The organism is Nocardia sp. NPDC052316, assembly GCF_044547795.1.
Taxonomy (GTDB): domain Bacteria; phylum Actinomycetota; class Actinomycetes; order Mycobacteriales; family Mycobacteriaceae; genus Nocardia.
Map to the genome: position 1 here is coordinate 354,348 of NZ_JBIUBB010000002.1, position 24,021 is coordinate 378,368.

26 protein-coding genes and 1 pseudogene are annotated in these 24,021 nt (G+C 68.1%); 11 read left to right on the forward strand and 16 right to left on the reverse strand.

The features are described 5' to 3' along the window. Positions 1 to 14: 14 nt before the first annotated feature. A complete protein-coding gene (locus ACIHA7_RS08590; protein ID WP_397287116.1) occupies positions 15 to 443 on the reverse strand; it encodes an acyl-CoA thioesterase in 429 nt (142 codons plus the stop codon). Between the two features lie 47 nt (positions 444 to 490). After that, complete coding sequence (locus ACIHA7_RS08595; protein ID WP_397287118.1) at positions 491 to 2,332, reverse strand: AMP-dependent synthetase/ligase; 1,842 nt, start codon at positions 2,330 to 2,332, stop codon at positions 491 to 493. Positions 2,333 to 2,435: 103 nt separating this feature from the next. Between ACIHA7_RS08595 and ACIHA7_RS08600 the strand changes: the two genes are divergently transcribed. Together ACIHA7_RS08600 and ACIHA7_RS08605 are read left to right on the forward strand one after the other, a co-directional pair. Continuing rightward, positions 2,436 to 3,296: a helix-turn-helix transcriptional regulator gene (locus ACIHA7_RS08600; protein ID WP_397287120.1), complete on the forward strand. Its 861-nt coding sequence runs from the start codon at positions 2,436 to 2,438 to the stop codon at positions 3,294 to 3,296. 334 nt (positions 3,297 to 3,630) lie between these two features. Further along, on the forward strand, positions 3,631 to 4,944 hold the full coding sequence (locus ACIHA7_RS08605) for an APC family permease (RefSeq protein WP_397287122.1): 1,314 nt from the start codon (positions 3,631 to 3,633) through the stop codon (positions 4,942 to 4,944). A gap of 81 nt (positions 4,945 to 5,025) precedes the next feature. Here the strand turns inward: ACIHA7_RS08605 and ACIHA7_RS08610 are convergent, their stop codons facing one another. The 3 genes from ACIHA7_RS08610 to ACIHA7_RS08620 are packed head-to-tail and all read right to left on the reverse strand — an operon-like array spanning position 5,026 to position 6,899. Then, positions 5,026 to 5,160 carry a CDGSH iron-sulfur domain-containing protein gene (locus ACIHA7_RS08610; RefSeq protein ID WP_397287124.1) on the reverse strand — a complete coding sequence of 45 codons (135 nt, stop codon included), beginning with the start codon at positions 5,158 to 5,160 and terminating at the stop codon, positions 5,026 to 5,028. A 52-nt stretch (positions 5,161 to 5,212) separates the two neighbouring features. Beyond that, positions 5,213 to 5,866, reverse strand: coding sequence for a HemK2/MTQ2 family protein methyltransferase (locus ACIHA7_RS08615; protein ID WP_397288694.1), 654 nt, complete (start codon positions 5,864 to 5,866; stop codon positions 5,213 to 5,215). A gap of 31 nt (positions 5,867 to 5,897) precedes the next feature. Continuing rightward, complete coding sequence (locus ACIHA7_RS08620; RefSeq protein ID WP_397287126.1) at positions 5,898 to 6,899, reverse strand: iron-containing redox enzyme family protein; 1,002 nt, start codon at positions 6,897 to 6,899, stop codon at positions 5,898 to 5,900. A gap of 270 nt (positions 6,900 to 7,169) precedes the next feature. On the opposite strand from ACIHA7_RS08620, the gene ACIHA7_RS08625 reads away from it, so the two are divergent. Then, positions 7,170 to 7,343, forward strand: a complete 174-nt coding sequence (locus tag ACIHA7_RS08625) for a hypothetical protein (protein ID WP_397287128.1) — start codon at positions 7,170 to 7,172, stop codon at positions 7,341 to 7,343. Positions 7,344 to 7,346: 3 nt separating this feature from the next. Then, on the forward strand, positions 7,347 to 7,691 hold the full coding sequence (locus tag ACIHA7_RS08630; protein WP_397287130.1) for a hypothetical protein: 345 nt from the start codon (positions 7,347 to 7,349) through the stop codon (positions 7,689 to 7,691). Between the two features lie 60 nt (positions 7,692 to 7,751). On the opposite strand, the pseudogene ACIHA7_RS08635 reads toward ACIHA7_RS08630, so the two are convergent. Beyond that, positions 7,752 to 8,099: pseudogene (locus ACIHA7_RS08635) on the reverse strand (DUF4142 domain-containing protein); the annotation flags it as partial. Positions 8,100 to 8,300: 201 nt separating this feature from the next. Here ACIHA7_RS08635 and ACIHA7_RS08640 point away from each other — a divergent pair. The 5 genes from ACIHA7_RS08640 (at position 8,301) to ACIHA7_RS08660 (ending at position 11,909) form a co-directional block, all read left to right on the forward strand. Continuing rightward, positions 8,301 to 8,561 (forward strand): hypothetical protein, encoded by a 261-nt coding sequence (locus ACIHA7_RS08640; RefSeq protein WP_397287132.1) that lies wholly within the window; start codon positions 8,301 to 8,303, stop codon positions 8,559 to 8,561. A gap of 28 nt (positions 8,562 to 8,589) precedes the next feature. After that, positions 8,590 to 9,108, forward strand: coding sequence for a hypothetical protein (locus ACIHA7_RS08645; RefSeq protein WP_397287134.1), 519 nt, complete (start codon positions 8,590 to 8,592; stop codon positions 9,106 to 9,108). Positions 9,109 to 9,123: 15 nt separating this feature from the next. Further along, positions 9,124 to 10,293: a zinc-dependent alcohol dehydrogenase gene (locus ACIHA7_RS08650; protein ID WP_397287136.1), complete on the forward strand. Its 1,170-nt coding sequence runs from the start codon at positions 9,124 to 9,126 to the stop codon at positions 10,291 to 10,293. Further along, positions 10,290 to 10,763, forward strand: coding sequence for a DUF1360 domain-containing protein (locus ACIHA7_RS08655; protein WP_397287138.1), 474 nt, complete (start codon positions 10,290 to 10,292; stop codon positions 10,761 to 10,763). The genes ACIHA7_RS08650 and ACIHA7_RS08655 overlap by 4 nt, the downstream gene beginning before the upstream one ends. A gap of 234 nt (positions 10,764 to 10,997) precedes the next feature. Beyond that, positions 10,998 to 11,909, forward strand: a complete 912-nt coding sequence (locus ACIHA7_RS08660) for a manganese catalase family protein (protein WP_397287140.1) — start codon at positions 10,998 to 11,000, stop codon at positions 11,907 to 11,909. A gap of 56 nt (positions 11,910 to 11,965) precedes the next feature. Here the strand turns inward: ACIHA7_RS08660 and ACIHA7_RS08665 are convergent, their stop codons facing one another. From ACIHA7_RS08665 to ACIHA7_RS08675, 3 genes are all read right to left on the reverse strand, one after another. Beyond that, complete coding sequence (locus ACIHA7_RS08665; protein ID WP_397287142.1) at positions 11,966 to 12,742, reverse strand: GAF and ANTAR domain-containing protein; 777 nt, start codon at positions 12,740 to 12,742, stop codon at positions 11,966 to 11,968. Positions 12,743 to 12,894: 152 nt separating this feature from the next. Continuing rightward, on the reverse strand, positions 12,895 to 15,069 hold the full coding sequence (locus tag ACIHA7_RS08670; protein WP_397287144.1) for a catalase: 2,175 nt from the start codon (positions 15,067 to 15,069) through the stop codon (positions 12,895 to 12,897). Between the two features lie 105 nt (positions 15,070 to 15,174). After that, complete coding sequence (locus ACIHA7_RS08675; RefSeq protein WP_397287146.1) at positions 15,175 to 16,158, reverse strand: alpha/beta hydrolase; 984 nt, start codon at positions 16,156 to 16,158, stop codon at positions 15,175 to 15,177. A gap of 228 nt (positions 16,159 to 16,386) precedes the next feature. On the opposite strand from ACIHA7_RS08675, the gene ACIHA7_RS08680 reads away from it, so the two are divergent. Both ACIHA7_RS08680 and ACIHA7_RS08685 read left to right on the forward strand, forming a co-directional pair. Next, positions 16,387 to 17,256 (forward strand): HpcH/HpaI aldolase/citrate lyase family protein, encoded by an 870-nt coding sequence (locus ACIHA7_RS08680; protein WP_397287148.1) that lies wholly within the window; start codon positions 16,387 to 16,389, stop codon positions 17,254 to 17,256. A gap of 22 nt (positions 17,257 to 17,278) precedes the next feature. Then, entirely contained in the window at positions 17,279 to 17,950 is a 672-nt protein-coding gene (locus tag ACIHA7_RS08685) for a hypothetical protein (RefSeq protein WP_397287150.1), read from the forward strand. On the opposite strand, the gene ACIHA7_RS08690 is transcribed toward ACIHA7_RS08685, so the two are convergent. Genes ACIHA7_RS08690 through ACIHA7_RS08720 form a run of 7 tightly spaced genes read right to left on the reverse strand, consistent with a single transcriptional unit; the run spans position 17,933 to position 24,008 of the window. Further along, on the reverse strand, positions 17,933 to 18,676 hold the full coding sequence (locus tag ACIHA7_RS08690; protein WP_397287152.1) for an arylmalonate decarboxylase: 744 nt from the start codon (positions 18,674 to 18,676) through the stop codon (positions 17,933 to 17,935). The two genes, ACIHA7_RS08685 and ACIHA7_RS08690, sit on opposite strands and share 18 nt — an antisense overlap. 33 nt (positions 18,677 to 18,709) lie before the next feature. Continuing rightward, positions 18,710 to 19,495 (reverse strand): SDR family oxidoreductase, encoded by a 786-nt coding sequence (locus tag ACIHA7_RS08695; protein WP_397287154.1) that lies wholly within the window; start codon positions 19,493 to 19,495, stop codon positions 18,710 to 18,712. Then, on the reverse strand, positions 19,492 to 20,406 hold the full coding sequence (locus tag ACIHA7_RS08700; RefSeq protein WP_397287156.1) for a hypothetical protein: 915 nt from the start codon (positions 20,404 to 20,406) through the stop codon (positions 19,492 to 19,494). The genes ACIHA7_RS08695 and ACIHA7_RS08700 overlap by 4 nt, the downstream gene beginning before the upstream one ends. After that, the gene (locus ACIHA7_RS08705) at positions 20,403 to 21,092 is read right to left on the reverse strand and encodes a hypothetical protein (RefSeq protein ID WP_397287158.1); all 690 of its coding nucleotides are present in this window, start codon (positions 21,090 to 21,092) and stop codon (positions 20,403 to 20,405) included. Before ACIHA7_RS08705 ends, ACIHA7_RS08700 begins: the two co-directional genes overlap by 4 nt. Next, positions 21,089 to 22,210 (reverse strand): Rieske 2Fe-2S domain-containing protein, encoded by a 1,122-nt coding sequence (locus ACIHA7_RS08710; RefSeq protein ID WP_397287160.1) that lies wholly within the window; start codon positions 22,208 to 22,210, stop codon positions 21,089 to 21,091. Before ACIHA7_RS08710 ends, ACIHA7_RS08705 begins: the two co-directional genes overlap by 4 nt. Then, positions 22,204 to 23,169 carry an alpha/beta hydrolase gene (locus ACIHA7_RS08715; protein WP_397287162.1) on the reverse strand — a complete coding sequence of 322 codons (966 nt, stop codon included), beginning with the start codon at positions 23,167 to 23,169 and terminating at the stop codon, positions 22,204 to 22,206. Before ACIHA7_RS08715 ends, ACIHA7_RS08710 begins: the two co-directional genes overlap by 7 nt. Continuing rightward, positions 23,166 to 24,008, reverse strand: coding sequence for an oxidoreductase (locus ACIHA7_RS08720; RefSeq protein WP_397287164.1), 843 nt, complete (start codon positions 24,006 to 24,008; stop codon positions 23,166 to 23,168). The genes ACIHA7_RS08715 and ACIHA7_RS08720 overlap by 4 nt, the downstream gene beginning before the upstream one ends. Positions 24,009 to 24,021: the final 13 nt, after the last annotated feature.

Genomic DNA, 24,021 nt, shown 5'->3' on the forward strand with positions numbered 1-24,021 from the left:
GTCCGGCCAGCGGATCAGGCGAGGCCGAGCAGCTCGGGTTTGCTCGCCCGGGTGCGCAGGCTCGCGGCCGGGTCGTCGACCAGGCGCCGGTTGCGCAGGTCGAGCAGCGCGCTGACACTGCTGATCTCGGCGACGAGCGTCCCGTCCGGCTTGCGCAGGACATGCTCGACCCGGTGCGTCTTACCCGTGCCCCAGACGAAGGCGCACGACACGTCGACCTCGTCGTCGCCGCGCAGTTCGTGGTGGTAGCGCAGGGTGGTTTCGAGGTTGATCGGGCCGAGGCCGTCGGCGAGCAGCTTGTCGGGGGAGAGCCCGGCCGCCTGCGCACAGGCGAAGCGGGATTGGTCCGCGTACTGCAGGTAGACGGTGTGGGCGACATGATGCTGGGTGTCGAGTTCGTAGCTGCGGACGGCGAATCGGATGGTGAACGGCTCGGTGGTCATGGGTGCCTCCTCGGCATCGTGCTGGATGGGGACTGGTGACCGCGCGGTCACGCGGCGTACATGGCGGCGATGAGCTCGGCCTGCTCGGCATGCACGACCGAGCGTTTGACCTTGCCGGTCGAGGTCAGCTCCCCGCTGCGGTCGGTCCACGGCCTCGGCAGCACCCGCCAGGCCTTGACCTGTTGGAACGCGGCGAGCCGGGCATTGGCCGCCGCGACCGCCGAGCGCACCTCCGCGAGCACCACCGGATGCGCGGCCAGTTCGGCCGGGCCGCCGGCGAGGCCACGCGCCGCCGCCCACGCCGTCACCACGTCGCCGGCCAGGGTGAGCACGGCGACCAGGTGCGGTCGCCGATCGCCGAAGACCAGGGCCTGCCCGATCAGCGGGTGTTCCTTGAGCAGGTTCTCCACCGCGGCGGGCGCTATGTTCTTGCCGTTGGTGGTGATGATGATTTCCTTTTTCCGGCCGACCAGCGATAGGAAGCCGTCGGCGTCCAGCACGCCGAGGTCGCCGGTGCGCAACCAGCCGTCGCTGTCCACCAATTCGGCTGTCTGCGTGGGTAAGCCGAAGTAGCCGGGGGTGCGCGCCGCGCCGCGGACCTGGATCTCGCCGTCAGGAGCGAGGCGCAGTTCGATCCCCGGCAACGCGCGCCCGACCGTGCCCAGTTTGAAGGCGACCGGGTTGTTGCCGGTGACCGCGCCGGTCATCTCCGTCATGCCGTAGACATCGAGGATGAGCAGTCCCAGCCCCGCGAAGAAACGCGAAACCTCCAGCGGCAAGGGCGCACCGGCGCTCATCGTGTACAGCACCCGGTCGAGCCCGAGCTGTGCGCGCAAGCCCGCGAGCACCGCCGCGTCGGCCGCCGCGAACTTCTCGGCCGTCGCCGTGGTCGGCGACCGTCCGTACTGCCGACTCGCCACGTAGGCGCGCCCGGCCCGCATCGCGTCGGCGATAGCCGCGGTGTCGGTCTCCCGCGCGAGCCGCGCCTGGACGACAGCCATCATCTGTTCCCAATCCCGGGGCACGCCACGGAAAATGTGTGGGCGGGCCGCCCGCAACACGGCGGGCAACTGGGCCAGGTCGGCGCAGAAATGGGTGTGCGACCCGCGCACCACCGGCATGTACAGGTTGAACATCCGGGTGGACACGGCCGTGAACGGAATATGGGACACCTCGGTGCTGCGCGCCGCGGACGCGGCCGCCGACGAGACGGCCTCCTGGTAGAGCGCCATCCGATGGGTGATGATCACGCCTTTCGGATTACCGGTGGTCCCCGAGGTGTAGAGCAGGGTGAGGGTGCTGTCGGGAGTCAGTGCCTGCCAACGCTCATCGATCGGTGCCGTAGCCAGCCGCTGCCGCCCGATGCGCAAAAGCTCAGGCCAGCTGAGGAATTGATCGCCGGGTGGACAAGCCGCCGCGTCCACCACGATCACCTTGCGCAGCCCAGGCAGGTCGGCCAGCACCGGCAGCCAGCGGTCGAGCTGTTCCTGGCCGTCGAGGACGGCGAACTTCGCGCCGCAATCCCTTGCGACATAAGCGATCTGGCCGGCGCCGAGACCGTCGTGGACGGTGCTTGGGACGCCGCCCGCATGCACCGCGCCGAGGTCGGCGAGGACGTGCTCGGTGCGATTTCCCATCGCCAGGACCGCCACGTCGCCGGGTGCCATCCCCAACTCGGCAAACCCCGCGGCAACCTCCAGTACCCGCTGCCGCGTCTGGCCCCACGTCATGGTCGAACCGTGCTGGGTGAACGCGGGCAACTCGGCATGGTGGCGTGCCGTGTCGGCGAGGGCGTCGCAGATCGTCCTGCCCGCGATCGTTCGCTCGAACTCCGCCCGTTGCGCCGCCGCCTGCGCGCCGCCGACCACCGGACTACTCAACAACTTCATGAGTGAGAACCCTGCGCAGCCCCCGAGCGGGATACCAAGAGTCTCGCGACACTGGTGTTGGCAACACCTGGCAACCGTTTGCCCGATGATGGATCATGGGCCGGTGCCTGTGACCGCCCCTTCCGCCCGCCGTACCGAGCTCGCGGCCTTCCTGCGTAGCCGCAGGGACCGCGTCACGCCCGCCGATGTCGGCATGCCGCCCGGATTGCGGCGCCGGACACCGGGTTTGCGGCGGGAAGAGGTCGCCCTGCTCTCCGGGATCGGTGTCACCTGGTACACCTGGCTGGAACAGGGCAGGCCGATCAATGTCAGCGGCCGGGTGCTCGACGCGATCGCCGACACCCTCCAGCTGAGCGATCCCGAGCGTGAACACCTGTACCACCTGGCCGACGTGCCGATCGCCGCGGTCGCGACCAGCGCCGCCCGGATCACCCCCACCGTGCAGGCGATTCTCGACAGCATGTCCGGGTTCCCGGCCGCCGCGCTGAACAGTCGCTGGGATCTGCTCGGCTGGAACACCCCGTGTGCGGCGTTGTGGCCGCGGCTGACCGCGCCGGACAGCTCACGCAACGTCCTGTGGGAGCTGTTCACCACCCCGGAGTGCTGCCGGCGCTTCGTGAACCGGGACACCGGATTGCCGCACATGGTGGCCTCGTTCCGGGCCGCGTTCGGCCAGCACCTCGACGACCCGTCGTGGACCGAACTGATCCGCAGGCTCGCGGCGGCCAGTCCCGAGTTCGCGCGGCTGTGGGCCACCCACGATGTGGCGACACCGCCCAGCGCGGTCATGACCTACCGGCACGCCGCGATCGGCGACCTCTCGTTCTCGCTGACCCGCCTCGACCTCACGGCAACACCCGAGACCCTTATCACCGTGTGGACCCCGGCCGACGCGGAGAGCAAGCAGCGGATGGACTGGCTGCTCGCGCACCCGGACGCCCCCTCGGTGGACCACACCCACTGAGGGGGCCGAAGGCGCACCCTCTCTCGGGATCCGCACTGGTTGCGGGCCCCCGGAGTGGGTGCGGATCCCGAACGTGAGTGCGGATCCCGGAAAGGGTGCGGGACCCGGGAGAGGGTGCGTCTTTCGGGGGAACCTGGGTGGTATCCGAGTGGCGTGCGCACTGTGGGCGTCGGTAGCGGTTAGGGTGGACGTGCCCATGCGGACGTGGCGGCGTCCCTGGGTGAACGGGGAAGTGGCCCGCCCGGCCGGAGCTTCGAGTTCCAGCCGGGCGGGCCACACACCGGATACCGCGCGTGGCCCGCGTCAACAGAGATCATCTGGGTATTGGACGAAGATGGCCCTCGCACTCAAACGGGCGGTGAGCACACCGCTGCTGTACTTCTTCATTCTCGGCGACATTCTCGGCGCCGGTGTTTACGTGCTGGTCGGTGCGGTGGCCGGCAAAACGGGCGGTGCGATCTGGCTGCCGTTGCTCACCGCGCTGTTGCTCGCGACCCTCACCGCCGGTTCCTACGCCGAGCTCGTCACCAAATTTCCGCGTGCGGGCGGTTCGGCCCACTACGTGACCACCGCTTTCGGGCCTGCCGCCGGATCGCTCGTCGGGTTCTGCATGCTCGCCGCCGGGCTGGTTTCGGTGGGCGCGCTGGCCAGGGCGTTCGCCGGGGACTATCTGCAAGCGCTGGTCTCGCTGCCGTCGATGGCGGTCGTGGTGGTGTTCCTGGCGGCGCTTGCCGCACTCAATATTCGCGGGATCAAGGAATCGCTGCGCGCCAACGTGGCGGCGACGCTGGTCGAGCTCGGTGGGCTCGTGCTGATCATCGGTCTCGGGGCCTGGATCATCGTGCGGGGCGACGCCGACCTGGATCGGCTCACCCAGGTCGGCACCGCCGAGCACGGCGCGTTCGGGGCGGTGCTGGCGGGCACGGTGCTCGCGTACTACTCGTTCGTCGGCTTCGAGACATCGGTGAATCTGGCCGAGGAGGTTGAGCAGCCGCGAAAGTCCTATCCCACAGCGCTATTCGCGGCGCTGCTCACCGCAGGCGTCGTATACGTGCTGATCGGGATCGTCGCGAGCGCGAGTGTGCCGACGGAGCAGCTGAGCCAGTCCAGCGGACCGCTGCTCGAGGTCGTCCGCGCGGCAGGCGCGATACCGGACTGGGTGTTCAGCCTGATCGCGCTGGTCGCGGTCGCCAACGGCGCGCTGTTGACAGGCATCATGTCGTCCCGGTTGGCCTATGGCATGGCGCGTGACGGGTTGCTGCCGCCGGTGCTGAGCCGGATTCTGGCGGGCCGCCGCACCCCATGGGTCGCGATTCTGGCGACCTCCGCGGTGTCGCTGCTCCTCGCACTGACCGGTGAAGTCGATTCGCTGGCAGCGACATTGGTGCTGCTGCTCCTGATCGTCTTCTCCTCGGTGAACGCGGCGGTGCTGGTGCTACGGAAGACCGAGGGCGAGGCGGACCATTTCCGGATCCCGACCGCGGTCCCGTGGCTGGCGCTGGCGTCGTGTCTGTTCCTGTTCACCCGGATCGAGGGTGAGGTCTGGGTGCGCGGTCTGATCCTGGTCGGCATCGGCGTGCTGCTCGCCGCCGTCAACGCGGCCCGTGCGCGCCGGGGCGATCTGGTGCTGCAAGGTCAGGACCGGTAGGTCACGGCGCCGAACTCGATAGGGCAGTGCCCGATCCGAGTTCGGCGCCGTCACCGGATAACGGACGGGGGATTTAGTGGTTCAACTCGCCCGACGACTGCGCTTGCGGTGGCTGGTATCGCAGAGTGGGTAGTTCTTCGAACGTTTGCAGAGGCACAGCGCCACCTGGAAGCGATCGCAGTCGATCCGGGTGCCGTCGGCGGTGACGATCTCCACCGGCCCTTCGATAAGCGCCGGTCCGTCCTCGGTAAAAGTTATTCTCCGCCGGTCACTTCCGGGTCCTGTCGGCACGGATCACCACCAATTCCTCGTCCTGTTGCCCCGGTCGGATCAGTCCTTCGTCGACGAGATGATCGCTACATTGTCGCATCACAGGCCCGAACGGGATCGTCGTGCGCGCGACCGCCGCGGCTTTCAATCCGCCGTGCCGCAGCTGCGTAATGGTCAGATCCGGGTCGGCGACCATCGAGTGCACAATAAGCGCAGTGCCGTTGGGGGCCAAGAGTTTCGGGGCCGCCGCACAGAGCCGGTCCAGGAACGACCGGCCGTCCTGCCCGGCATTCCAGGCTCGCGCACGGCCCCGCGGGGGCGGTCCCTGACGAACCGGCACATACGGGGGATTGGCGAGCAGAACATCGAATCGGCGATGTCGGAGCATCGCTTCGAAGTCCCCGCGCAGTACCTCGACGTCGATGCCGCGCAGCCGGCAATTGAGCCAGGTGGACATGCTCGCCCTGCGCGAGATGTCGACCGCGGTGACCGAGGCGGCCCCCGCCAGGCCCGCGTGTACGGCCAGCGCGCCGGTTCCGCTGCAGATATCGACCACCCGCCCGCCGGGGGGGAGCGCGGCATCGGCCAGCGCGGCGGCCAGCAACCACGTATCTGTCTGCGGTCGGTAAACACCCGGGGTGCGTATCAACATCACCTTCGGGCAATGCCCGCCCGCGACGAGATCAATCACGATCAGCTAGCGGTTCGCGCAGCGAAGTACGATCCGCGCGCCAGCATCCCAGCACATGGTCGGCGAACCGGTCCTCCAGCATGTTGGTCACCTGAATCCCCAGCACCACGGACTCGCGTAACTCGGGCTCGCGGTCGAGCAGATCGGTGATCACCTCGCGCATCACCTGCTCGTGTACCGCGTCGGCTTCGACGTGTTCGTTGTAGAACAGCGTGCAGGCCGGGTCGGAATCCCAGCGGCCCAGCGCCTGCGCCATCCGGCGCGAGCCGGGCGGGGAGGTGATCTCCACGGTCGCGAAGTGCCCTACGAGCGCGCCACGCCAGGCGCGATGCAGGCCGAACAGCGACATCATGTCGACCAGCGCGAGCATCGGCGCCGGCACGATATCGAGGTAGTGCAGATAGTCCGGGTTCAACCCGGCACCGGCCAGCAGGTCGGCGTAGAGCTTGGCGTGCACGCGCTCGCCGCGCCCGCCGCCGTACTCGTCGAACTCGACCGCGACCAGCGACGCCTTGGCCTGACCACGCAGCCGCGGAATCACCCACGCGTACGGATCGGCCTCCTTGTGGTGGTAGATCGAGCGGTGCACGAAGTACTCGCGCAACTGCCACGGCTCGCCCTCGTCCCGCAGGAACGCGCTGACGCCCGACTCCTCGACCGGAGTCACCAGTAACTGCTCGAGCTCGGCGTCCAGATCGATCCCGCCGGGCACGTCCGCTCGCAAGGCGCGCAGATAGCGCTGCTCCATGGTCGCGCGCAGGGCGAGCAGCCCAGGATCCCACTCCCAGCCGTCGTCGACCCCCTGATAGCCGTAGTAGTGCAGTTCGTAGCAGGTGTGCAGGGCGAGCTGGAAGTCCTCGCCGTACGGGTCGACCTCGGGCAACGTCGGCACCGCACTGCCGGGAGCGCCGGCGAGCACATCGATGATCCCGGCGGACAGCTCGCCGCGCGGCGCAGGTAAAGCACCGACCTCGGTGTGGTGAGAGGTAGTCATGATCTCGAGGTACCCCCGATCCAGCACTCGACGCGCAACTTCGCACACTCCGGGGCATCGGGCTCGTCACACACCACCCCGCGGCGACAGCGGAACAAGCGGGCCGCCGCCGGCCCCCCAGCTCGTTTGTGGCGACCGGCCATGGGCATACCGCCAGTGCTGGTGAGCTCCGAGTGGGTACGTGATACGGACTGCCGCCGGGGGCGGAGGCGGACGATAATGACTGTATCGCAGGCGAAATTGCTCTGTTGCGCGGATTGAGGTGCTGTGATGGCGGACAGGGGTCCCCCCGAGAATGTCGCCGAGCAACTATCGGCCGCTGACGCCCACGCGTCCGGCTTGTTGCGGTCCAGGCAGGCCGTGTACAGCGCGCTCGCGCGGCTCAGCTCGTCGGCCGCCGCCGAGATCGTCGCGTCGACCGCCCGCAACACGGAGGCCGGCTGAGCCATGTCGCAACCTGGTGCAGATGGATACCGAGACCAGTTGGCCGCGGCGTACCGGGCCAGCCAGCTGACCATCAATGAACTGTGGCTGCGGTACTTCGCGCTCGGCGGCATCATCGGCCGGATGGAGATGGAGGCTTACCTGAGTGGATTGATGGAGGTTCCGGCACTGCAGCACGACATGCTCGCACTCGCGATCAACGAGCGGCTCGACGAAATCGCCCCCGTCCGAGCCCCTTACCGGCCCGTGGACCTATCCGAGGACGCCGACCGGGAAACCTCAGGGCCTGCGGCGAACCCCCTCACCTCGCAGCAACCACAGTCCGAGCCCGACAGCGAGAATCCGTGATCCGTGCGGCCTGGTGCGGCGACGGCGGAAGCCTCGTCGATCCCGCCGCGGTGGCCGAGCTCAGCAGGTGGTCATCGCGTCCCGGACCATGGTGAGGTGATGCTGAATGGTCGGTGCGGCGTCGCGAGCCAGCCGCGTTACCCGCTCGTCGGTGCCCAGCTCCATCTGGCGAGCTCCGGCCTGCAGCGACTGGACGTGGAAGCGCTCCTGCATGCGCAACCAGGACAGGTCGAAGTCGCGCCCGAACCGCATCCCGGTATCCCACATCTGCTGGGACTGTTCGGCATTCGGCGTCAAGGGCAGTGGCACGCCGTTGGGTAGCGCGACCGCAGCGCCCATGGCGTCGAGACGGATGTGGTCGGCGACCAGCATGGCGCCGATCGCGCGCACGGCCGGACACTCACCTTCTTGCCGCGCGAGTGCCCGCTCGCGCCCGAGGTATGCGACGCCGGCGCCGCGTCACCGAGGGGCGGGAGCGGGGCGAATTCCCAGCGCACGTGCTCGACTATCCCCTCGAGCGAGCCGGGTGAATACGCCGATGTGGTTTGCACGCTCGGCGGCAGGGTAGGCGGTGGACGACTCGCATACCGCGTTTCCCGAGGAGGACCGATGCCACGCTCGCTTGCCCTTCAAACGGAAACGGAACTCGGTGGCGCGCTGAGCGTTCTGACGCTGCAACGCCGTGATCACCAACGGTTGGACCTGCTCCTGGACCGGTCGCGGGACCGGCTCGACCAGTTGTCGCGACGCGCACCGGCACCGCTGGCGGCCGGATGTCGTGGCGCGAGCCGAACACTGGCCACCGTGGCCGGTGCCGTCGAACACATGCCGCCGCTGCGCCGCGGCGAACATCCGAGCACGCGAACCTGATTCACCGACGGACCTCGAAGGAGTCCAGATGAGTTACATCGATAAGGCCAAGGAACAGCTGACAGATCTGGTTGGCAAGGTTATCGACTCCGGCAGTAGCAGCGGCGGCGCGCAGACGGTCACCATCAACCGTCCGCGGGCCGAGGTCGAACAGTTCTGGCGTGACCCGGACAAGTTGTCGCGGGTACTCGGTGACCTTGCCGAGGTCCGTGCGACGGGACCGTTGAGCTACGAATGGATTCTGCACCGCCCGGACGAGGAGTCGGTCACCTGGGATACCACGGTGGAGACGGAGGAGAACGGCCTGCGTTTCGTGCGCAGCACCGGTAACGGTGACCCGTCCGAGGGCGCGGAGATCCGGGTGACGTTCCGGGACGCCCCGCGCGACCTCGGGACCGAGGTAACCCTGCGGGTGAAGTCGCCGCTGCCCGACTTGCTTACCGGCGCAGCAACATTCAAGGCGCTGTACCGGGCTCGTGCACTGATGCAGACCGGTGAGCTGCCCACCCTCGCACACAATCCGAGCGCGCGTGCGGCCGCGCACTGACCTGGGAGACGACAAATGCGTGCACTGTGTTGGAACGGCGTCAACGAACTGGCGGTGGAGACCGTCGACGATCCGTCATTACTCAATCCGCACGACGTCATCGTGCGGGTAGGGCTGACCACGACCTGTGGCTCGGACCTGCATTTCATCGACGGCTATCTGCCCGGCATGCGCGAAGGCGACGTGTTCGGGCACGAATTCATGGGTGAGATAGTCGAGGTGGGCAGCGCGGTCACCGCGCGCAAAGTCGGTGACCGCGTGGTGGTTCCGTCGTTCATCGGCTGCGGGTCGTGCTGGTTCTGCGAGCACGAACTGTGGTCGTCGTGCGACACCACGAACCCGAATGCCGAACTGCAACAGCCGATCCTCGGGTATCCGACCGGCGGAATCTACGGCTACACCCACCCGTTCGGCGGCTATCAGGGTTCGCACGCGCAGTACGTGCGCGTGCCGTTCGGCGACGTCAACTGCTTCACCATCCCCGAAGGCATCACCGACGAGCAGGCCCTGTTCCTCTCCGACGCCGTGCCGACCGGCCTGATGGGCGCGGACTTCTGCGATATCGCACCCGGTGACACCGTCGCGGTGTGGGGCAGCGGCGGGGTCGGCCTGATGGCCGGGCACACCGCGCGTCTGCTCGGCGCAGGACAGGTCATCGTCATCGACCGCTACCCCGAGCGATTGGCGCTGGCGCGCAAGCAGTTCGGCGCCGAGACCATCGACTACACCGCGGTCGACAGCGTGCCGGCGGCGGTGCGCGAAATGACCGGCGGCCGCGGCCCGGACGCCTGCATCGAGGCGGTCGGGATGGAAGCGCACGGCACGGGACTACAGCAGATCTACGACCGCGCGAAGCAGTTGCTGCGGCTGGAGACCGACCGCGCGACGCCGCTGCGCGAGGCGATCATCGCCTGCCGCAAGGGCGGCATCGTCTCGGTGCTCGGCGTCTACGGCGTGACCGACAAGTTCCCGATGGGTGTGGTGACCAACAAGGGGCTGACGATCCGGTCGTCGCAGCAGCACGGCCAGCGCTACGTGCCACGGATGTTCGACTACATCCAGCAGGGTGATCTCGATCCGTCCTACCTGATCACCCACGACATGCCGCTGGAGGACGCGGTACGCGGGTACGACATCTTCAAGAACAAGCGGGAAGGCTGCATCCGGGCGGTATTCCGCCCATGACCGAGAATCAGCGCCGCTTGGGCGGTTACGCGGCGACGATGACGCTCTACGCGTTCATCGTCGCCGCGGTCGCACTGTTGGGCAGGGTGACCGATCGGCAACTTCCGCGCGCCATGACGGCGCGGGACCTGATCACCACCGCCGCTGCCGCACATAAACTGTCTCGCACGGTGACCAAGGCCGCCGTCACCAGACCCCTGCGGGCCCCGTTCACCGAGGAGACCGAGGACACCGGTGGTCCCGGTGAGGTAATGGAGCAGCCGAAGGACGACGCGGGCATCCAGCACAGTTTCGGCGAATTGCTGAGCTGCCCTTTCTGTTTCGACGTCTGGGCCGTCACCGCCTTCACCATCGGCCACGTCTTCGCGCCGCGGGCAACCCGCCTGCTGGCCGACGGCATGGCCACCCTGGCCGGCGCCGACTTCCTGCACCTCGCCTACGCCAAAGCCCAACAGTTGGCCGAAGGTTAGACGTACCCGCGGCCCGGCGAGGCCGGCCGATCGTCCGCGGCCGCGAATTGATTGCTCATGTATACCCCTTTCGCGAGCCGTACACCCTGTTCGCGCGGGATGAGCGCACGTGCGGATTTCTACTGTGCGGCGGCGACGGAAATCTGTCGGTAGGGCGCGAAAACCGTGTTTAGGCAAGGGATTCAGCGGTAGACGCGTCGAGAAGGGGATTACTTTCACGGCTGGAGGCCCGACATGTTTCGACATACCGACCATTTACAGTTCGACGTCAAACCGGAGAAGCCGGACCCGGTGTACGCGCGTAAACTGCAGGAGCTCATCGGCGGCGCCTTCGGTGAGATGACCGTGACGATGCAGTATTTGTTCCAGGGCTGGAACTGCCGGATGCCCGGCAAGTACAAGGACATGATCATGGATGTGGCGACCGAGGAGATCGGTCACGTGGAGATGATCGCGACCATGGTGGCCCGACTGCTCGAGGGCGCGCCCGCGACCCATGCCACGCAGGCGGCGATGGGCGATCCGGTGGTCGCCGCGGTGCTCGGCGGGATGGACCCGCAGCAGGCGATCGTGTCCGGTGGTGGGCCGGTGCTCGCCGACAGCAACGGTGTGCCGTGGAACGGCCGCTACATCGTGGCCAGCGGCAATCTGCTCGCCGATTTCCGCGCGAACGTCACCGCCGAGTCCCAGGGTCGCATCCAGACCGCACGGCTGTACCACATGACCGACGACCCGGGTGTGAAGGACATGTTGAAGTTCAACCTGGCCCGCGACACCTACCACCAGAATTTGTGGCTGTCGGCGATCGCGCAGCTCAAGGCGGACGGTATCGAGGACACGATCACCCCGAACGCGCTGTTCGACGAGGAACACTCCGAACACGCGACCAGCCTGTGGCATCTGTCCGACGGCGTTGCGGCCGATCAGGGCATATGGGCACACGGCACCGCACCGGACGGGGTGCACAAGAACGGCTTCATTCCCGACCCGGTTCCGTTGGGGGACAAGGCTGCTCCGCCGCCGCCGGACCCGCAGCTCTACGTCACCTACGACGGCTCGCAGGGCAAGCCGCGCTCGACCGAGATGGGCACCCAGGCGGGTCTGCTCGGCAAGATCAAAGACACGTTGGATCCCGACAAGCCCTGATAGCGGCGCATCGACGCGGCGACCGGCTGCGGTATCACATCGTGGCCGGCCGTCGGCTATTCGTCGCCGCCCCGCTTGCCGACGAGTTCACCGCTGCGCGTGAGGTATTCGGCGACCTCGGCGAGCTTGGTGTTGGTGTGCTGGCTGGCCCGCACCAGCAGGGCGAACGCTTGGACGCTTGTGAGCTTGTAGCGCTCCATCAGAATGCCCTTGGCTTGGCCGATCAGGTCGCGGGTGCCCATGGCCTGGCTCAGGTGCGCTCGCTCCTGAGCGTCGGCCATCGCTACCGCCGCGTGTGTCGCGAACAGCAGCCCCACCTGCTCCGATTCGTCGGTGAAGGCCTCGGCGTGGCGGGAGTACAGGTTGAGCGCGCCGAGATCGTCGCCGGTGACGTAGAGCTGGAACGACAGCATGCTGCCGATCCCGAGCTCCCGCGCGCGGGCGGCGAAGCGCGGCCAGCGCCGCTCCTCGGCAGTGTTCGGCAACCACACGGTGTGCTTTTCGTACAGCACGTCCAGGCAAGGACCCTCCTGGAAGTCGATCTGTACTTGGTCCACCTGATCGACCACCTCGGCGGATGCCGCAGGCGTGCTCATGGTTTCGCGACCTCGCACCACCGACAACCCCGCGTATTCGGCGCCGGGGACCGTTACTACCGCCGCATCGACGATGCCCTGCAGGGTCTCCTCGACGCTGCCTTGTTCCTGAAGGAAGCGCGCCAGATCGCCCAAGTGCAGGGCGAGTTTGTCCAGTCCCTCGACGCCGACGGCGCTGTCCGTCACCGATGCGTGCGGCGCCGACCCGATCCAGCCATCCTGCGCGTCAGCCGTCACCTCTACAACCGTCCCGTCGGGAGAAGCATTTGTCCTGAGCTTGTCATGACGAGTTCCTGTTCGCGTGGCATATCGTACGCGCTCGGCACACTCGGCTCACGGACATGGTGTGCGGGTCGCCCGCACGTGCGAACGACCCGCATCCGTCCGAATTACTGGCTGTATTCGGCGCCTCTGGCCCACACGCGATGTTCAGGAAGCAGCGCGGCGATCGCGTCGAATGCCGCGGCAACGGTCTTGGTCGCCGCGACACCGGCGGAACTGTCCGAGATACCGGCGGCACGGAGGGCACCCGCTCCGTCGGGGGTGTAGGCGATCCCCTTGAGATGGCGATGCGCCTCCTGCAGAAGCAGGGTGAGGCGCAGGTCGTCCACGGTGCTCGCGATGACGAGCGCGTCGAGCTCGATGGAGCGGACGGTGTCGAGGGTGCGCGAGACCGTCACTTGCGTTCCACCCCTTTCGAGTTCGCCGCCGTGCGGTGCGATCACCAGCGGAGTCATCGACTGCGCGGAGATAGTGGCGACGGTGGCGGCCAGGTCCTTCAGGTCGGCCGTCTCGTCGGCGACGATGCCGATGATCCGGCCGTCGGTCGGCCACTTACCGCCGAGCTGGGAGAGCGCGGGCGACACCGTCACCTTGACCTTCTTGTTCGCCTTGCCCGCGGGAAGCGGCAGGCCGAGCCCTTCGGCGACGGTCTGGGCGAGCCGCTCGTCGATCTGCCGCAGCACCGTCACGGCGCGCAATTTGATCGCCTTCTCGTAGCACTTGCCCAACTCGAAGGTGTACGCCTTGGCGACGTGCGCCTGCTCGACCGGCGACAGGCTGGCGTAGAAGAGCCGAGCCGAGCTGAAGTGGTCATCGAAACTCTTCGGCGCCGCGCGCACCTTCTTGCCCGCGACCGCCTCCGGGTACTCGATCAGGGCCGCATCCTTGTTTCCGGCCAGGAAGGGGCAACCGCCGTCGAGGCTGTTCGGGCGGTACGGCGCGACGCCGGAATGTACGGCGCTCTGGTGCATTCCGTCGCGGAACATGTCGTTTGTCCCGACGTGCGGACGGTTGATCGGCAGCTGCGCGAAGTTGGGGCCACCCAGGCGCGAGATCTGGGTATCGAGGTAGGAGAACAAACGGCCCTGCAACAGCGGGTCGTCGGTGTGGTCGATGCCGCGCACCAGATGGCCGGGGTGGAAGGCCACCTGCTCGGTCTGTGCGAAGTAGTTCGTCGGGTTGGCGTTGAGCGTCATCGTGCCGATGACCTGTACCGGAGCCAGCTCTTCCGGAACGAGCTTGGTGGGGTCGAGCAGATCGATGCCTTCGAAGGTCTGGTCTTCGGTGTCGGGGAACACCTGCACGCCGAGATCCCACTGCGGGAAGGCGCCTGCCTCGATGGCGTCGGCCAGATCGCGGCGGTGCATGTCCGGATCGACACCCGCGGCGATCTGCGCCTCTTCCCAGAGCAGCGAGTGCACACCGAGTTTCGGCTTCCAGTGGAACTTCACCAGGACGGTCTTGCCGCGCGCGTTGATCAGCCGGAAGGTGTGGACCCCGAAGCCCTCCATCATGCGATAGGAGCGCGGGATGCCACGGTCGGACATGTTCCACAGGGTGTGCGCGGTGGCCTCGGTGTGCAGCGTGACAAAGTCCCAGAAGGTGTCGTGCGCGCTCTGGGCCTGGGGGATCTCCCGGTCCGGATGCGGCTTTCCCGCGTGGATGATGTCGGGGAATTTGACGCCGTCCTGGATGAAGAACACCGGGATGTTGTTGCCGACGAGGTCGAACACGCCCTCGTCGGTGTAGAACTTGGTGGCGAAGCCGCGGGTGTCGCGCACCGTGTCGGCCGAACCGCGCGAGCCGAGCACCGTGGAGAACCGCACGAAAACCGGCGTCTCCTTACCCTTCTCGAACAGCGACGCACAGCAGATCTTCTCCGCCGCTCCGTTGGCCGCGAACACCCCGTGCGCAGCCGCGCCGCGGGCGTGCACGACCCGCTCGGGGATGCGTTCGTGGTCGAAGTGGGTGATCTTCTCGCGCAGGTGGTGGTCTTGCAGCAGTACCGGCCCGCGCGGCCCGGCCTTGAGCGAGTGGTCGGTATCGGTCAGCCGTGCGCCCTGCGCCGTGGTGAGGTAGGCGCCCTGCTGTGCCATCGCCTCGACGGGTGCCGTGACCGGCGCACCGGTCGGCGTACTCAGTCGCGGCGCCGCCTGGTCCGGCTTCGGCGGCAGCGGCTCGTGCGGCTGGGTCGGCTCGGTCACCGAGGCGGCGGCGACGGCGGGCGCTCCGGGCACGACGGGCGGCGTTTTCGACTTCGAGCGACGGCTGGATCCGGGCATTCGACGCACCTCCTAGGGCGAGCGGGCACAAAGGTCTCTCGCGAGCGGCTTGCCCAGCTGGCCTCGATGCAAACAGCCCTGGTCGGTCGGTCTCTGATCCGCCGCTCAGTTCGCGGGCAGAATCGTCGCGGCCGGTGCGGCGGCGACGGCCGGCGCGGCGGTGACCGCTTCGGCGGTGGTCGCGGGGTAGTAGTCGGCCGTTTTGGTGCCTGCGATGAAGTCGTCGGACCAGCCGCGCGCGAGCACCTGCAGGACCGAGGTGTTGGCCACGTCGGGGGTGCCGCACAGGAGGTTGCCCATCGAATCCGAGCTGGTGCCCTCGGCGTCGGTGTGCAGACCGTTACCGAGCCGGATGCCGAGGAACGGGCGGTTCAGGCGTTGCTGCACGGCGTCGGTGCCGTTGCCGAGGTTGTTGCACAGCGACGGTTGCGCGGCGATCGTGAGGATCGGCAGATCGGTGGGGTCGAGGTCGGCCAACGCGCGGTCGGTGTTGTCGCCGAGGAACGACTTCACCGGGTCGAGCAGCACCAGTCCGCGCAGCCGGTGCCACGTGTCCGGGTAGGCGACGTGCAGCCGGTGCGCGACGAACTCGACCGCTTCCGCGCCCGCGGAGTGCCCGACGAAGACGAAGTCGCGCGGCAGTTGCGGGGGCGGCCTGCCCGCGTCGGCGGCCGCGGCCGCGAGACTGCGCGACAGTGCGCCGTCCGGGTGTGCCGCGGTGCCGAACAGGTTCGCGACATTGTCGAGGAAGCGGGTGTTGTCGCCGAGATTCTGCAGCGTGCACCCGGCGAGATCGATGAAGGGCAGCGCGGGGGCGAAGACGAGATAGCCGCCCGCGGCAAAGGTGGTGGCCAGTTGCGCGACATTGCTGTGCGTGCGGGCGAAGCCGTGTTGGATCCAGACCATGCCCTTCGGCACGCCGGTCGGTAGATACCAGTCGACGCCCTGATGCAGAGTGGTTGCGGCGCAGGGAATGTCGACAACACCGGGCAGCCTGGACAGCTCGGCGGCGGCGGCCGGTGCGGCGGTGGCGCTGAGACAGGTGACGATGGCGGCAGCGGCGGCGAGGGCCGGACCTCGGAAATTCATGGCGACTCCAACGGCAATGCCCAGGGTGTTTCCCTTGATGGAATGGCGTTTCTTAGCCGTTGGTGTTCATTAGCACCTACATCGGGACGGCTGTCAAGCGGCGGAATGGCTTTGGGTGGAGGGGGATCGATGCTGCACGATGCTGGTGCCCGCCTTTTCCTGTTTCTCTGAGAGAAACTATGTTTCGAACTGTTGACCGGATGAGCAGCGCCTGGTTACTGTGAATCGGTGCTCGACTCTGGCCGCGGTCCCGGTGCTCGGCCCACCCGAGCCGCGCGGGTGCGATCCGCGCTGTACGTGCCCGGCAACCGGCCGGAACTGTTCGGCAAAGCATTGGCCGGTCCTGCGGACGTGATCCTGCTCGATCTGGAAGACGCGGTACCGCCGGCCGACAAGAACGCGGCGCGCGCGGCGGTGTCCGCCTGGTTGCGCGAGGTAGCCGTTGCCGGGCAACAGATCTGGGTCCGGGTCAACGCCGGTGCTGTCGGGCAAGCTGATCTGGCGGCGGTAGCACTGCCCGCGGTGTCGGCGGTCTGCCTGGCGAAAACCGAGACGGTGGACCAGGTCCGGGCCGCCGCCGAGGTGCTGGGGGAGTACGAGCCGCGGCGTGACGCCATCAAAATCTGTCCGCTGCTGGAGAGCGCGGCCGCCGTACTCGACGCCCGCGCGATCGCCGCGGGCCCACGGGTGGCCCGCCTCCAGCTCGGCGAGGCGGACCTGCGGGCCGAGCTGGGTATCGAACCGAGCGCCGACGACCGCGAACTGCTGGCCGTGCGCGCTCAGGTGGTACTAGCCAGTGCGGCGGCGGGTATCGCGGCACCGCTGGGACCGGTCAGCACCGATTTCCGGGACCCGCAGCGGTTACGCGAATCCACGTGGGCGTTGGCGCGCATGGGTTTCCGTGGCCGCGCCTGTATCCATCCGGCGCAGCTCCCGGTGGTCAACGAGGTATTCACGCCAGCGGAGGACGAGTTGGACCGTGCGCGAGCGCTGGTGGACCGCTTCGAATCCGCGGCGGGCGGGGTGCTGCTCGACGAGGCAGGCAGAATGGTGGATCTGGCCGTGATCCGCCAGGCTCGCCGCCTACTGGAAGGCTGAAGTACATCCCGATGGGTTCCCTGTGATCGTTTCGGCGCTCTTCCTGCTGCTCGCAACTGGGCATCTCGTCCTCGCGCTGTTCGGTGTATCGCGGATCCGCGCCGGTGCTGCTCGGATGTTCCTGCTGCCCACGGTGTTGTGTACGGCGCTGTGCTACGACAACGCCGTGCTCGCCTTGGGGAGCACGATAGGTGAGGGGCGCCCACTCGAGCTGCTGAGCGTGCCGCGCTTCGTACTGCACGCGATCCTGACCCCGTTGCTGGTGCTGTGGGCCCGCGCCGCGATGGATAGCGCGGACATCCCGGTGGTGCGACGGCCCGGCGTTCGACGCGCGGCGGTTGGCCTGACCGTAGCGCTCATAGCGGTCGGGAGTCTGCACGTCCTTCAGCTCGACTTGCGGCCCCGGTGGTGGGCGGGCGCGCTGCGCTATACGGGCGCTACCGGCTCCGCTGCGACGGCACTGCCCGCGATCATCGCAGGCTTGGCCGTGCTCGCGGCAGGCATAGGCCTGTGGCGCCGACATCGCTACCGCCTGCTCTTCGCGACGTCGGCGGTCATGACGCTGGTCGCCGGAGCCGCGCCCGTCATACCAGTACTCGGCAACGCGGGCGAGCTCGTCCTCTCGGCGGGTCTGCTCGGCACCGCGGCCTGGCTCCGGCGGCGCGACGAGGACCGCTCAATGGTCCCGCAGTAGCGATCCCGCGCCCTCGATCCGGTCCCGGATACTGTTGTCGCGCAGCGCCATCCACCAGGTCGCGGCGTTGATGGCGATCACCGGTTTGCTCAACCAGCGTTCGGCCTCGTCGGCCAGGCGCACCATGGACAGATTGGTGCCGCACTGGACGAGGGCGTCGATATCGTCGCTGTCCACCTCGCGCAGCGCGGCCCGCAGGTCGCTCTCCGACACATGGGCGATGGATACCGCGGTGGGGCAGCGCAATCCCTTGATCGCGGCCACCTCGAAACCCAGCTCGCCGAAGAACCGGACGACATTCGCGTCACCGATCGGCTGGTAGGGCGTCACCACGCCGATCCGCTTCGCGCCGTTCAGCGTCAGCGCGCGCCTGCACGCCTCCGCGCCGGTGGCGACCTGCAGCCCGGTCGCGTCCTCGATCTGCCGCACGAACTTCTGGTTGCCCGCCACACCGCCCCAGAACGTCTCGGCCGACATGCCCATCACCATGTAATCCGGCTCGCAGGTCAGCACCCGCGCGCAGGTCGCGTCCATCTCGGCGCGGATCTGTTCGAGCAGCCGGTCCATGCCCGCGTCGTCACCCATATTCTGGTCCCGGATGTGGATGCGACCGAAATGCGCGGTCACCCCCGGCACCCCCATGCGCGCGAAATCCGGCTCCACCACGGTATTCGTCGACGGAGCGAGCACCCCGAACTTGCGCCGCCAGCCCAAAACGTCAGGCATAGAACATCTCCCAATCGCTACGATGTGTCGTGCTCATTCGGCGAACAGATCGCGCCGCCGGAACGGGGCGGTGGCGAAGCGGCCGAGCACCTTCGGTGTGGTGAGCCAGCGGACGTGCGCGCCGTTGCGCGGGTGCGCGACAGCGCGTTCGGCCAGCCACGGCGCCACAATCTCGACCCGGTCGGCGAGAATGTTGAAGATCCTGCGGGCCTTGGCCAATTCGTCTGGATCGGCGTAGCCGTGGGTCAGCAGGTCGGTGACGACCATACCCGGGCTCAGCAGACCCACGGAGACACCGGTGGGCACCTCCTTGGCCAGTGCCTCGGTCAGATAGGTGAGTGCTCGCTTGCTCGCACCGTAGACCGACAGTCCGGGTACCGCGCGGCCGTCGCTGCCGAGACCCTCCATATTCCACACGTGCCCGCCGCCCGCCTCCGCCATGCCCGCGATCGCGACGGCGGAGCCGTTGAGCGCGCCGATCAGGTTGGTGTCGAACACCTTCCGGACATCTTGGGCGGGCAGCTCCCACATCGGCGTCCGGGTGTGCGTGATACCCGCGTTGTTGATCCAGACATCGACGCGGCCGAAGCGGGCGACGGCGGCATCCCAGAGACCTTGCAGCTGAGCGCGATCGGTGACGTCGGCGGCCACCAGCAGCGCTGCATCGGACAGTTCGGTCCGGAGCTTGTCGATCCGCTCGGTATCGGTGCCGCACAACGCGACTCGCTGTCCCCGGTCGAGCAGCGCCCTGGCCAGACCGAGCCCGAGGCCGCGGGTGCCGCCGGTGACCACGACGGTGCGGCTCGCGGGCGCGCTCATGACCGCTCCAGCACGCCGTGCAGCACCGCGCTGAGGCTGTTGTGTTCGAACAGTTCGTAGACCACGGCGAGCTCGGTGCCCGCGCCCATCCCCGGTTCGGCGTCCATCATGAATTCGCGGCCGTTGAGCTTGCCGCCGTCGGACAGGTGCAGCACCGGATAGTTGGCCCGGCCGTAGGCGGTCGCGTTGCCCCAGGCGCCGGGCCCCTCGTGGAACGAGCGGACGCCGTCGCGGCGCACCGTCGCCTCGAAGGTGCGGTCGAGCGCGCCGCTCCAGGTGACGCGGTGCTCGGCGGTGAGCAAGCTCAGTGGCGTCACGTCGAGGACGATCCGCACCGTGCCGCGCGGCTGCTGGTCGGCGCCCCACAGTTCGCAGTCACCGGCGTAGCGGCAGTCATCCTTCGTCGGCAGGACAAAAGGTGTAGCCCCACAACGGGTCTCGTGCTCAATGAGGTCGTCTCTGCGTGCGGTGTCGCGGGTGTAGACGCCATTGAACACACCGATCATCGCCGGCCCCTGGTACAGCACCGAGGAGTACACCTGCGTATCACCGAGGGTCTGGTTCCACGTGTTCAACCCCACCTGCCAGCCGGGGCCGTAATAGTGCGCGTCGACGAAGCCGCCGTACGGCCTGCCCGCACCGTAGAAGTCGGGTCCGGTGTAGAGCCGGTCGTTGTCGGAGTCGACCACCCCGAAGGCGAACGGCGCGCCGAGGGCGAACCGCCCGGCCATGTCGCCGCCGCCGGTGAGCCCGCCGTCCATGTAATAAGTCGTTGTCCCGTCGGCGAAGACCGAGGAGCGGCGGATGTCCTCGAAACCGCGCCAGACCCCGTCGGCGGCGAACAGCGATGGCCTGCCGACCCATTCACCGGCAATGCGCTGCTGCCACCGGCTCGGCGCCGCGGCGGTCATCCGAGCAACTCCGCTCGCACCCGCTCGGCCTGCTCGTCACCCAGCAAGCCGGCCACCTGCGCCCACACCGGATCCACCTCGGGGCTGAACAAATTCGCGCGGTTGGTGCGGTCCCGGGCGGCGGTATCGCCGGTGACCGCCGGAACTCCCTTGTCCACCAGGGTGAGCCAGTGCTGCAGATAGCCGTCGACGGTGCCGTCCAGTGCGCGGAAGGCGGATTCAGTGGCGCGGCACACGACCATCCACGGCGACATCATCGCCCGTTGCCGCGGTCCGATCGCCGCAGCCGATACCCCGTCGAGCTGCCACGCCGCCTCCAGCAGCGGGGTGAGCGGCAGGTACGCGGCATCGAGGTAGGCCAGCTGCACCGCGAGGTCGGTACGGGGAATGAGATCGAGGTGCATGGCGTGATAGTGCGCCGACCGCACCGAGTCCAGGGTGAAGTGCGGAACGGCCGAATCCGCCGGGGTGAAGGCGAAGATCATGTGGCTGTCCAGGCCGATGGCGGGGACAACCAGATCGACGGTGACGACCTTGTCGATCGGGCCGCCGCGCAATACCCGCAGCCTGCCGACCGGGTCGGGCGACATCGTGCTGGTCAGCGCGAGATCGTCGGCGGTGGTGAGATCGAGCGCGGCGCTCAGCGTCCGCAGGGTGCGTTCGCTGAGTTCGGTGGGCAGGCTCATCGCGGTGTTCCTCCGTTGCGGGCCTTGTGCACCCAGGCCTGGTCGAGTTCGGGATTGTCGCGCCGCGCGGGCGAGGCGATGACGGTGGCGGTGCGGCGTGGCCCGTCGCCGGTGATGATGTCGTCGGCACCGAGCCACCAGCCGTCCTTGATCAGCTGGGCCCGCCTGCGCCGGTAGGCGATCTGCAGCGCGTCGCTGCGCACATGCAGTTCGTCGGCGAGATCGAACGGCAGCAGCTCCGGGCGCTGCGACTCGACCACCGGCTTGTCCTGCAGCAGAATGTCTTTGATTCTTCGGCGGGTGTCGGCGTCGGCCCAGCGGCCGGTGAAGAAGTTCCGGTAGCCGAGGATCTTGATCAACGTACGGTCCTGCGACAGCGGGATGTTGAAGTCGTAGAGCAGCAGATCCCCGATGGGCAGCCGTATGTGCAGCTTCACCAGGTTGGGCAGGTACCAGCCGTTGGTCACCGTCACGAACTCCGGGCGCGGCTTGTTCCTGGACAGCATGCCCCAGAGCCCGCTCGGTGGCGGGGGACTGAGCTGGATGTCGGCCTCCGCGGACCAGTCGTCCTTGCGGACAGTGAAATTCGGGATCTCCGGCTTGTCCGGATTGCCGAACCTGGTGCCGTGGACGAACGGCGTGTGCGAGGCGTCGACGACGTTTTCGAAGGTGCGCTCGTAGTTCGCCGCGACCTCCATCTCGAACTGCACCATCCGGAAGGCCGGGTCGTCGTGCACCGGGATCTCGGGGATCGGCGGGCGCTCGTGCTCGGGCAGATCGCCGAGGAAGGCCCAGACCATGCCGTACCGCTCCTGCGTCGGGTAGGCGTCGACCCTGGCCTTCTTCGGAATGAGCCGATCCGCCGCGTTCGCCGGTATCCGGACGCAGGCGCCCTCGGCGTCGTACTGCCAGCCGTGGTACGGACAGGCGATACAGTCGCCGGTGACGGTGCCCATCGAGAGCGCACCACCGCGGTGCACGCACAGATCCGACAGGCACACCGCCGTACCCGCGGTGGTGCGATACAGCACGAAGTCCTGGCCGAGGCAGGTCACCTTTTTCGGGGTTCGGCCGACCTGGTCGGCGAATTCCAGGGCGTACCAGAAGTTTTTCAACATTGTTCGCGCTCCGCTAGGTGGGGCCGCAGCACCTCCGCCGCGACGTAGTCGGCGAGTTCGGTTCGGGCCGTTGCCGAATCGTGCAGGTGTGCGTGCAGGAAACTGGACGTGAGGCGGGCGAACGGTGCCAGCGCGTCCACGTCACCCGGCCCGTCGAGGAAGGCCCGTGCCGCGGTCGGGTCGGCGTCGGCGATCCCGAAGTGGTTGGCCTCCGGGATGATTGCGAGCAGATGGTCGCCCGGCGGCAGCGCCTCGTCGAATGTCCTGGCGACCGGGTCGGGCCGGTGGTCGCCGTCCTCGCCGTACCGGTCGGCGCTGCCGTTGATGACACCGTCGTTGGTGCCGACACCGAGCAGCACCGGGCAATTGACCTGAGCGGGCAGCACGGTGCCCGCGGGCCAGCCGAGCATGGTCGCCACCATCGTGTGCGCGCCCCACGCGAAAACCGCACCGACCGAGGGGAAGAAGCGCGCCGACTGGAGCACCACGGTCCCGCCCGCGGAATGCCCGCCGAGCGCGATGCAGTCCAGATCCAGTGCCCCGCGCAACGGGCCGTCGCTGTTCAACTCGGTGAGCGCGTCGAGGATCGCGCCGATGGTCGGGCAGGTCGGGCGGGTGCCGTAGGCGTCGGGCCTGGCCGCGTCCAGATCGACTCCGACCGTCAATCCGCGCAGGCCGCCGAACAATTCGGCGACCCGATCGAAAGTCACCACCACGAAACCGGTCTCGGCGATGGCGGTGGCGAACCGGCGATAGGCGTCCTGCCCGACATTGACCCCGGACAGGAAGACCACCACCGGATACGGTGCGGCCGCCGGATCGGCGGCGAAGACGCCGGTGAGGCGCTCGTGGTCGGAGCCGGTGGCGATCGCGGGGTAATAGACCTTCAGATGCGCGGTATCGAACGGCGCGTCACCCGCGGTGCGCGCCGACCACCAGAGCGAACGAACAGTGCTCATGACCGTGCCTCGCCGACACTCGACGGTGCTGCGCCGCTCGGCCGTGGCAGCACGCGGTCGCCGCCCCAGAGGCCACGCACCAGGCGCTGGGTGAGTTCGGCGCCGAACATGCGCTCGCCCATCACATTCGCGGGATCGCGTTCGGCGATATTGCGGCGGACCGCCAGGTCACGCGCCGCCAGGGCCGCCTGCTCGTCGGCGGGCACCGGCGCGGCGGCGTCGACCCAGCCGAGCCACTGCTCGACCCGCGCGCCGAGCAGCGCGGCGACGGTCTCCCGATTGGCCCGATGCGGCGGGAAGGAGTAGCAGTACGCGGTGGGCGACAGGCTGCCGCGGATGAACCCCGTGCGGCTGGTGAACCAGGTGAAATCGGGGTGCTCTTCCTTGAACGCCAACCACGGTGCGTCGTTCTCGGCGTAGTAGCTGTCGAAGTAGTCGCCGTCGCCGACCAGATCGCCGCGCGGCACCGCGTCGACATAGAACCAGCCCTCCGGCCACAGCAGCAGCGCGATGCCCAAATGCGGCACCCGCACCTGCGGTCCGAGCCACACGGTGAGGTGCAGGTTGACGAAACCCGTTGCCGGGTCGCCGATCCAGGAATGCACCAGCCAGTCGATCTCGGGTCCGGTGTAGGCGGCCAGGCTGCCGGACGGGCCGGTGGCCGGGTCGCCGTAGCTGTCCAGCTCGTCGGTCGACGGATCCCTGGTGAGGTCGAAGCGTGCGGCGATCCGAGATTTCAGCCCGCTCAACAGGTCTCGCCATTCCTGAAAGGTCTCGGTGACGTCCGTTCTGGCCGTCTCGTCGACCAACTGCTCGACGTGTCGGACTGTTTCACTCATCGTCGCTCCGGGT

What these genes read in the sequence shown, in the direction of transcription:
- ACIHA7_RS08615 (WP_397288694.1), bottom strand. Translation starts at nt 5,866, where the DNA reads ATGTTGATACGCACCCCGGGTGTTTACCGACCGCAGACAGATACGTGG.
- ACIHA7_RS08715 (WP_397287162.1), bottom strand. Translation starts at nt 23,169, where the DNA reads ATGAGCACTGTTCGTTCGCTCTGGTGGTCGGCGCGCACCGCGGGTGAC.
- ACIHA7_RS08640 (WP_397287132.1), top strand. Translation starts at nt 8,301, where the DNA reads ATGCCACGCTCGCTTGCCCTTCAAACGGAAACGGAACTCGGTGGCGCG.
- ACIHA7_RS08620 (WP_397287126.1), bottom strand. Translation starts at nt 6,899, where the DNA reads ATGACTACCTCTCACCACACCGAGGTCGGTGCTTTACCTGCGCCGCGC.
- ACIHA7_RS08675 (WP_397287146.1), bottom strand. Translation starts at nt 16,158, where the DNA reads ATGAATTTCCGAGGTCCGGCCCTCGCCGCCGCTGCCGCCATCGTCACC.
- ACIHA7_RS08590 (WP_397287116.1), bottom strand. Translation starts at nt 443, where the DNA reads ATGACCACCGAGCCGTTCACCATCCGATTCGCCGTCCGCAGCTACGAA.
- ACIHA7_RS08695 (WP_397287154.1), bottom strand. Translation starts at nt 19,495, where the DNA reads ATGAGCGCGCCCGCGAGCCGCACCGTCGTGGTCACCGGCGGCACCCGC.
- ACIHA7_RS08720 (WP_397287164.1), bottom strand. Translation starts at nt 24,008, where the DNA reads ATGAGTGAAACAGTCCGACACGTCGAGCAGTTGGTCGACGAGACGGCC.
- ACIHA7_RS08710 (WP_397287160.1), bottom strand. Translation starts at nt 22,210, where the DNA reads ATGTTGAAAAACTTCTGGTACGCCCTGGAATTCGCCGACCAGGTCGGC.
- ACIHA7_RS08670 (WP_397287144.1), bottom strand. Translation starts at nt 15,069, where the DNA reads ATGCCCGGATCCAGCCGTCGCTCGAAGTCGAAAACGCCGCCCGTCGTG.
- ACIHA7_RS08605 (WP_397287122.1), top strand. Translation starts at nt 3,631, where the DNA reads ATGGCCCTCGCACTCAAACGGGCGGTGAGCACACCGCTGCTGTACTTC.
- ACIHA7_RS08625 (WP_397287128.1), top strand. Translation starts at nt 7,170, where the DNA reads ATGGCGGACAGGGGTCCCCCCGAGAATGTCGCCGAGCAACTATCGGCC.
- ACIHA7_RS08595 (WP_397287118.1), bottom strand. Translation starts at nt 2,332, where the DNA reads ATGAAGTTGTTGAGTAGTCCGGTGGTCGGCGGCGCGCAGGCGGCGGCG.
- ACIHA7_RS08690 (WP_397287152.1), bottom strand. Translation starts at nt 18,676, where the DNA reads ATGCCTGACGTTTTGGGCTGGCGGCGCAAGTTCGGGGTGCTCGCTCCG.
- ACIHA7_RS08655 (WP_397287138.1), top strand. Translation starts at nt 10,290, where the DNA reads ATGACCGAGAATCAGCGCCGCTTGGGCGGTTACGCGGCGACGATGACG.
- ACIHA7_RS08660 (WP_397287140.1), top strand. Translation starts at nt 10,998, where the DNA reads ATGTTTCGACATACCGACCATTTACAGTTCGACGTCAAACCGGAGAAG.
- ACIHA7_RS08650 (WP_397287136.1), top strand. Translation starts at nt 9,124, where the DNA reads ATGCGTGCACTGTGTTGGAACGGCGTCAACGAACTGGCGGTGGAGACC.
- ACIHA7_RS08700 (WP_397287156.1), bottom strand. Translation starts at nt 20,406, where the DNA reads ATGACCGCCGCGGCGCCGAGCCGGTGGCAGCAGCGCATTGCCGGTGAA.
- ACIHA7_RS08630 (WP_397287130.1), top strand. Translation starts at nt 7,347, where the DNA reads ATGTCGCAACCTGGTGCAGATGGATACCGAGACCAGTTGGCCGCGGCG.
- ACIHA7_RS08645 (WP_397287134.1), top strand. Translation starts at nt 8,590, where the DNA reads ATGAGTTACATCGATAAGGCCAAGGAACAGCTGACAGATCTGGTTGGC.
- ACIHA7_RS08705 (WP_397287158.1), bottom strand. Translation starts at nt 21,092, where the DNA reads ATGAGCCTGCCCACCGAACTCAGCGAACGCACCCTGCGGACGCTGAGC.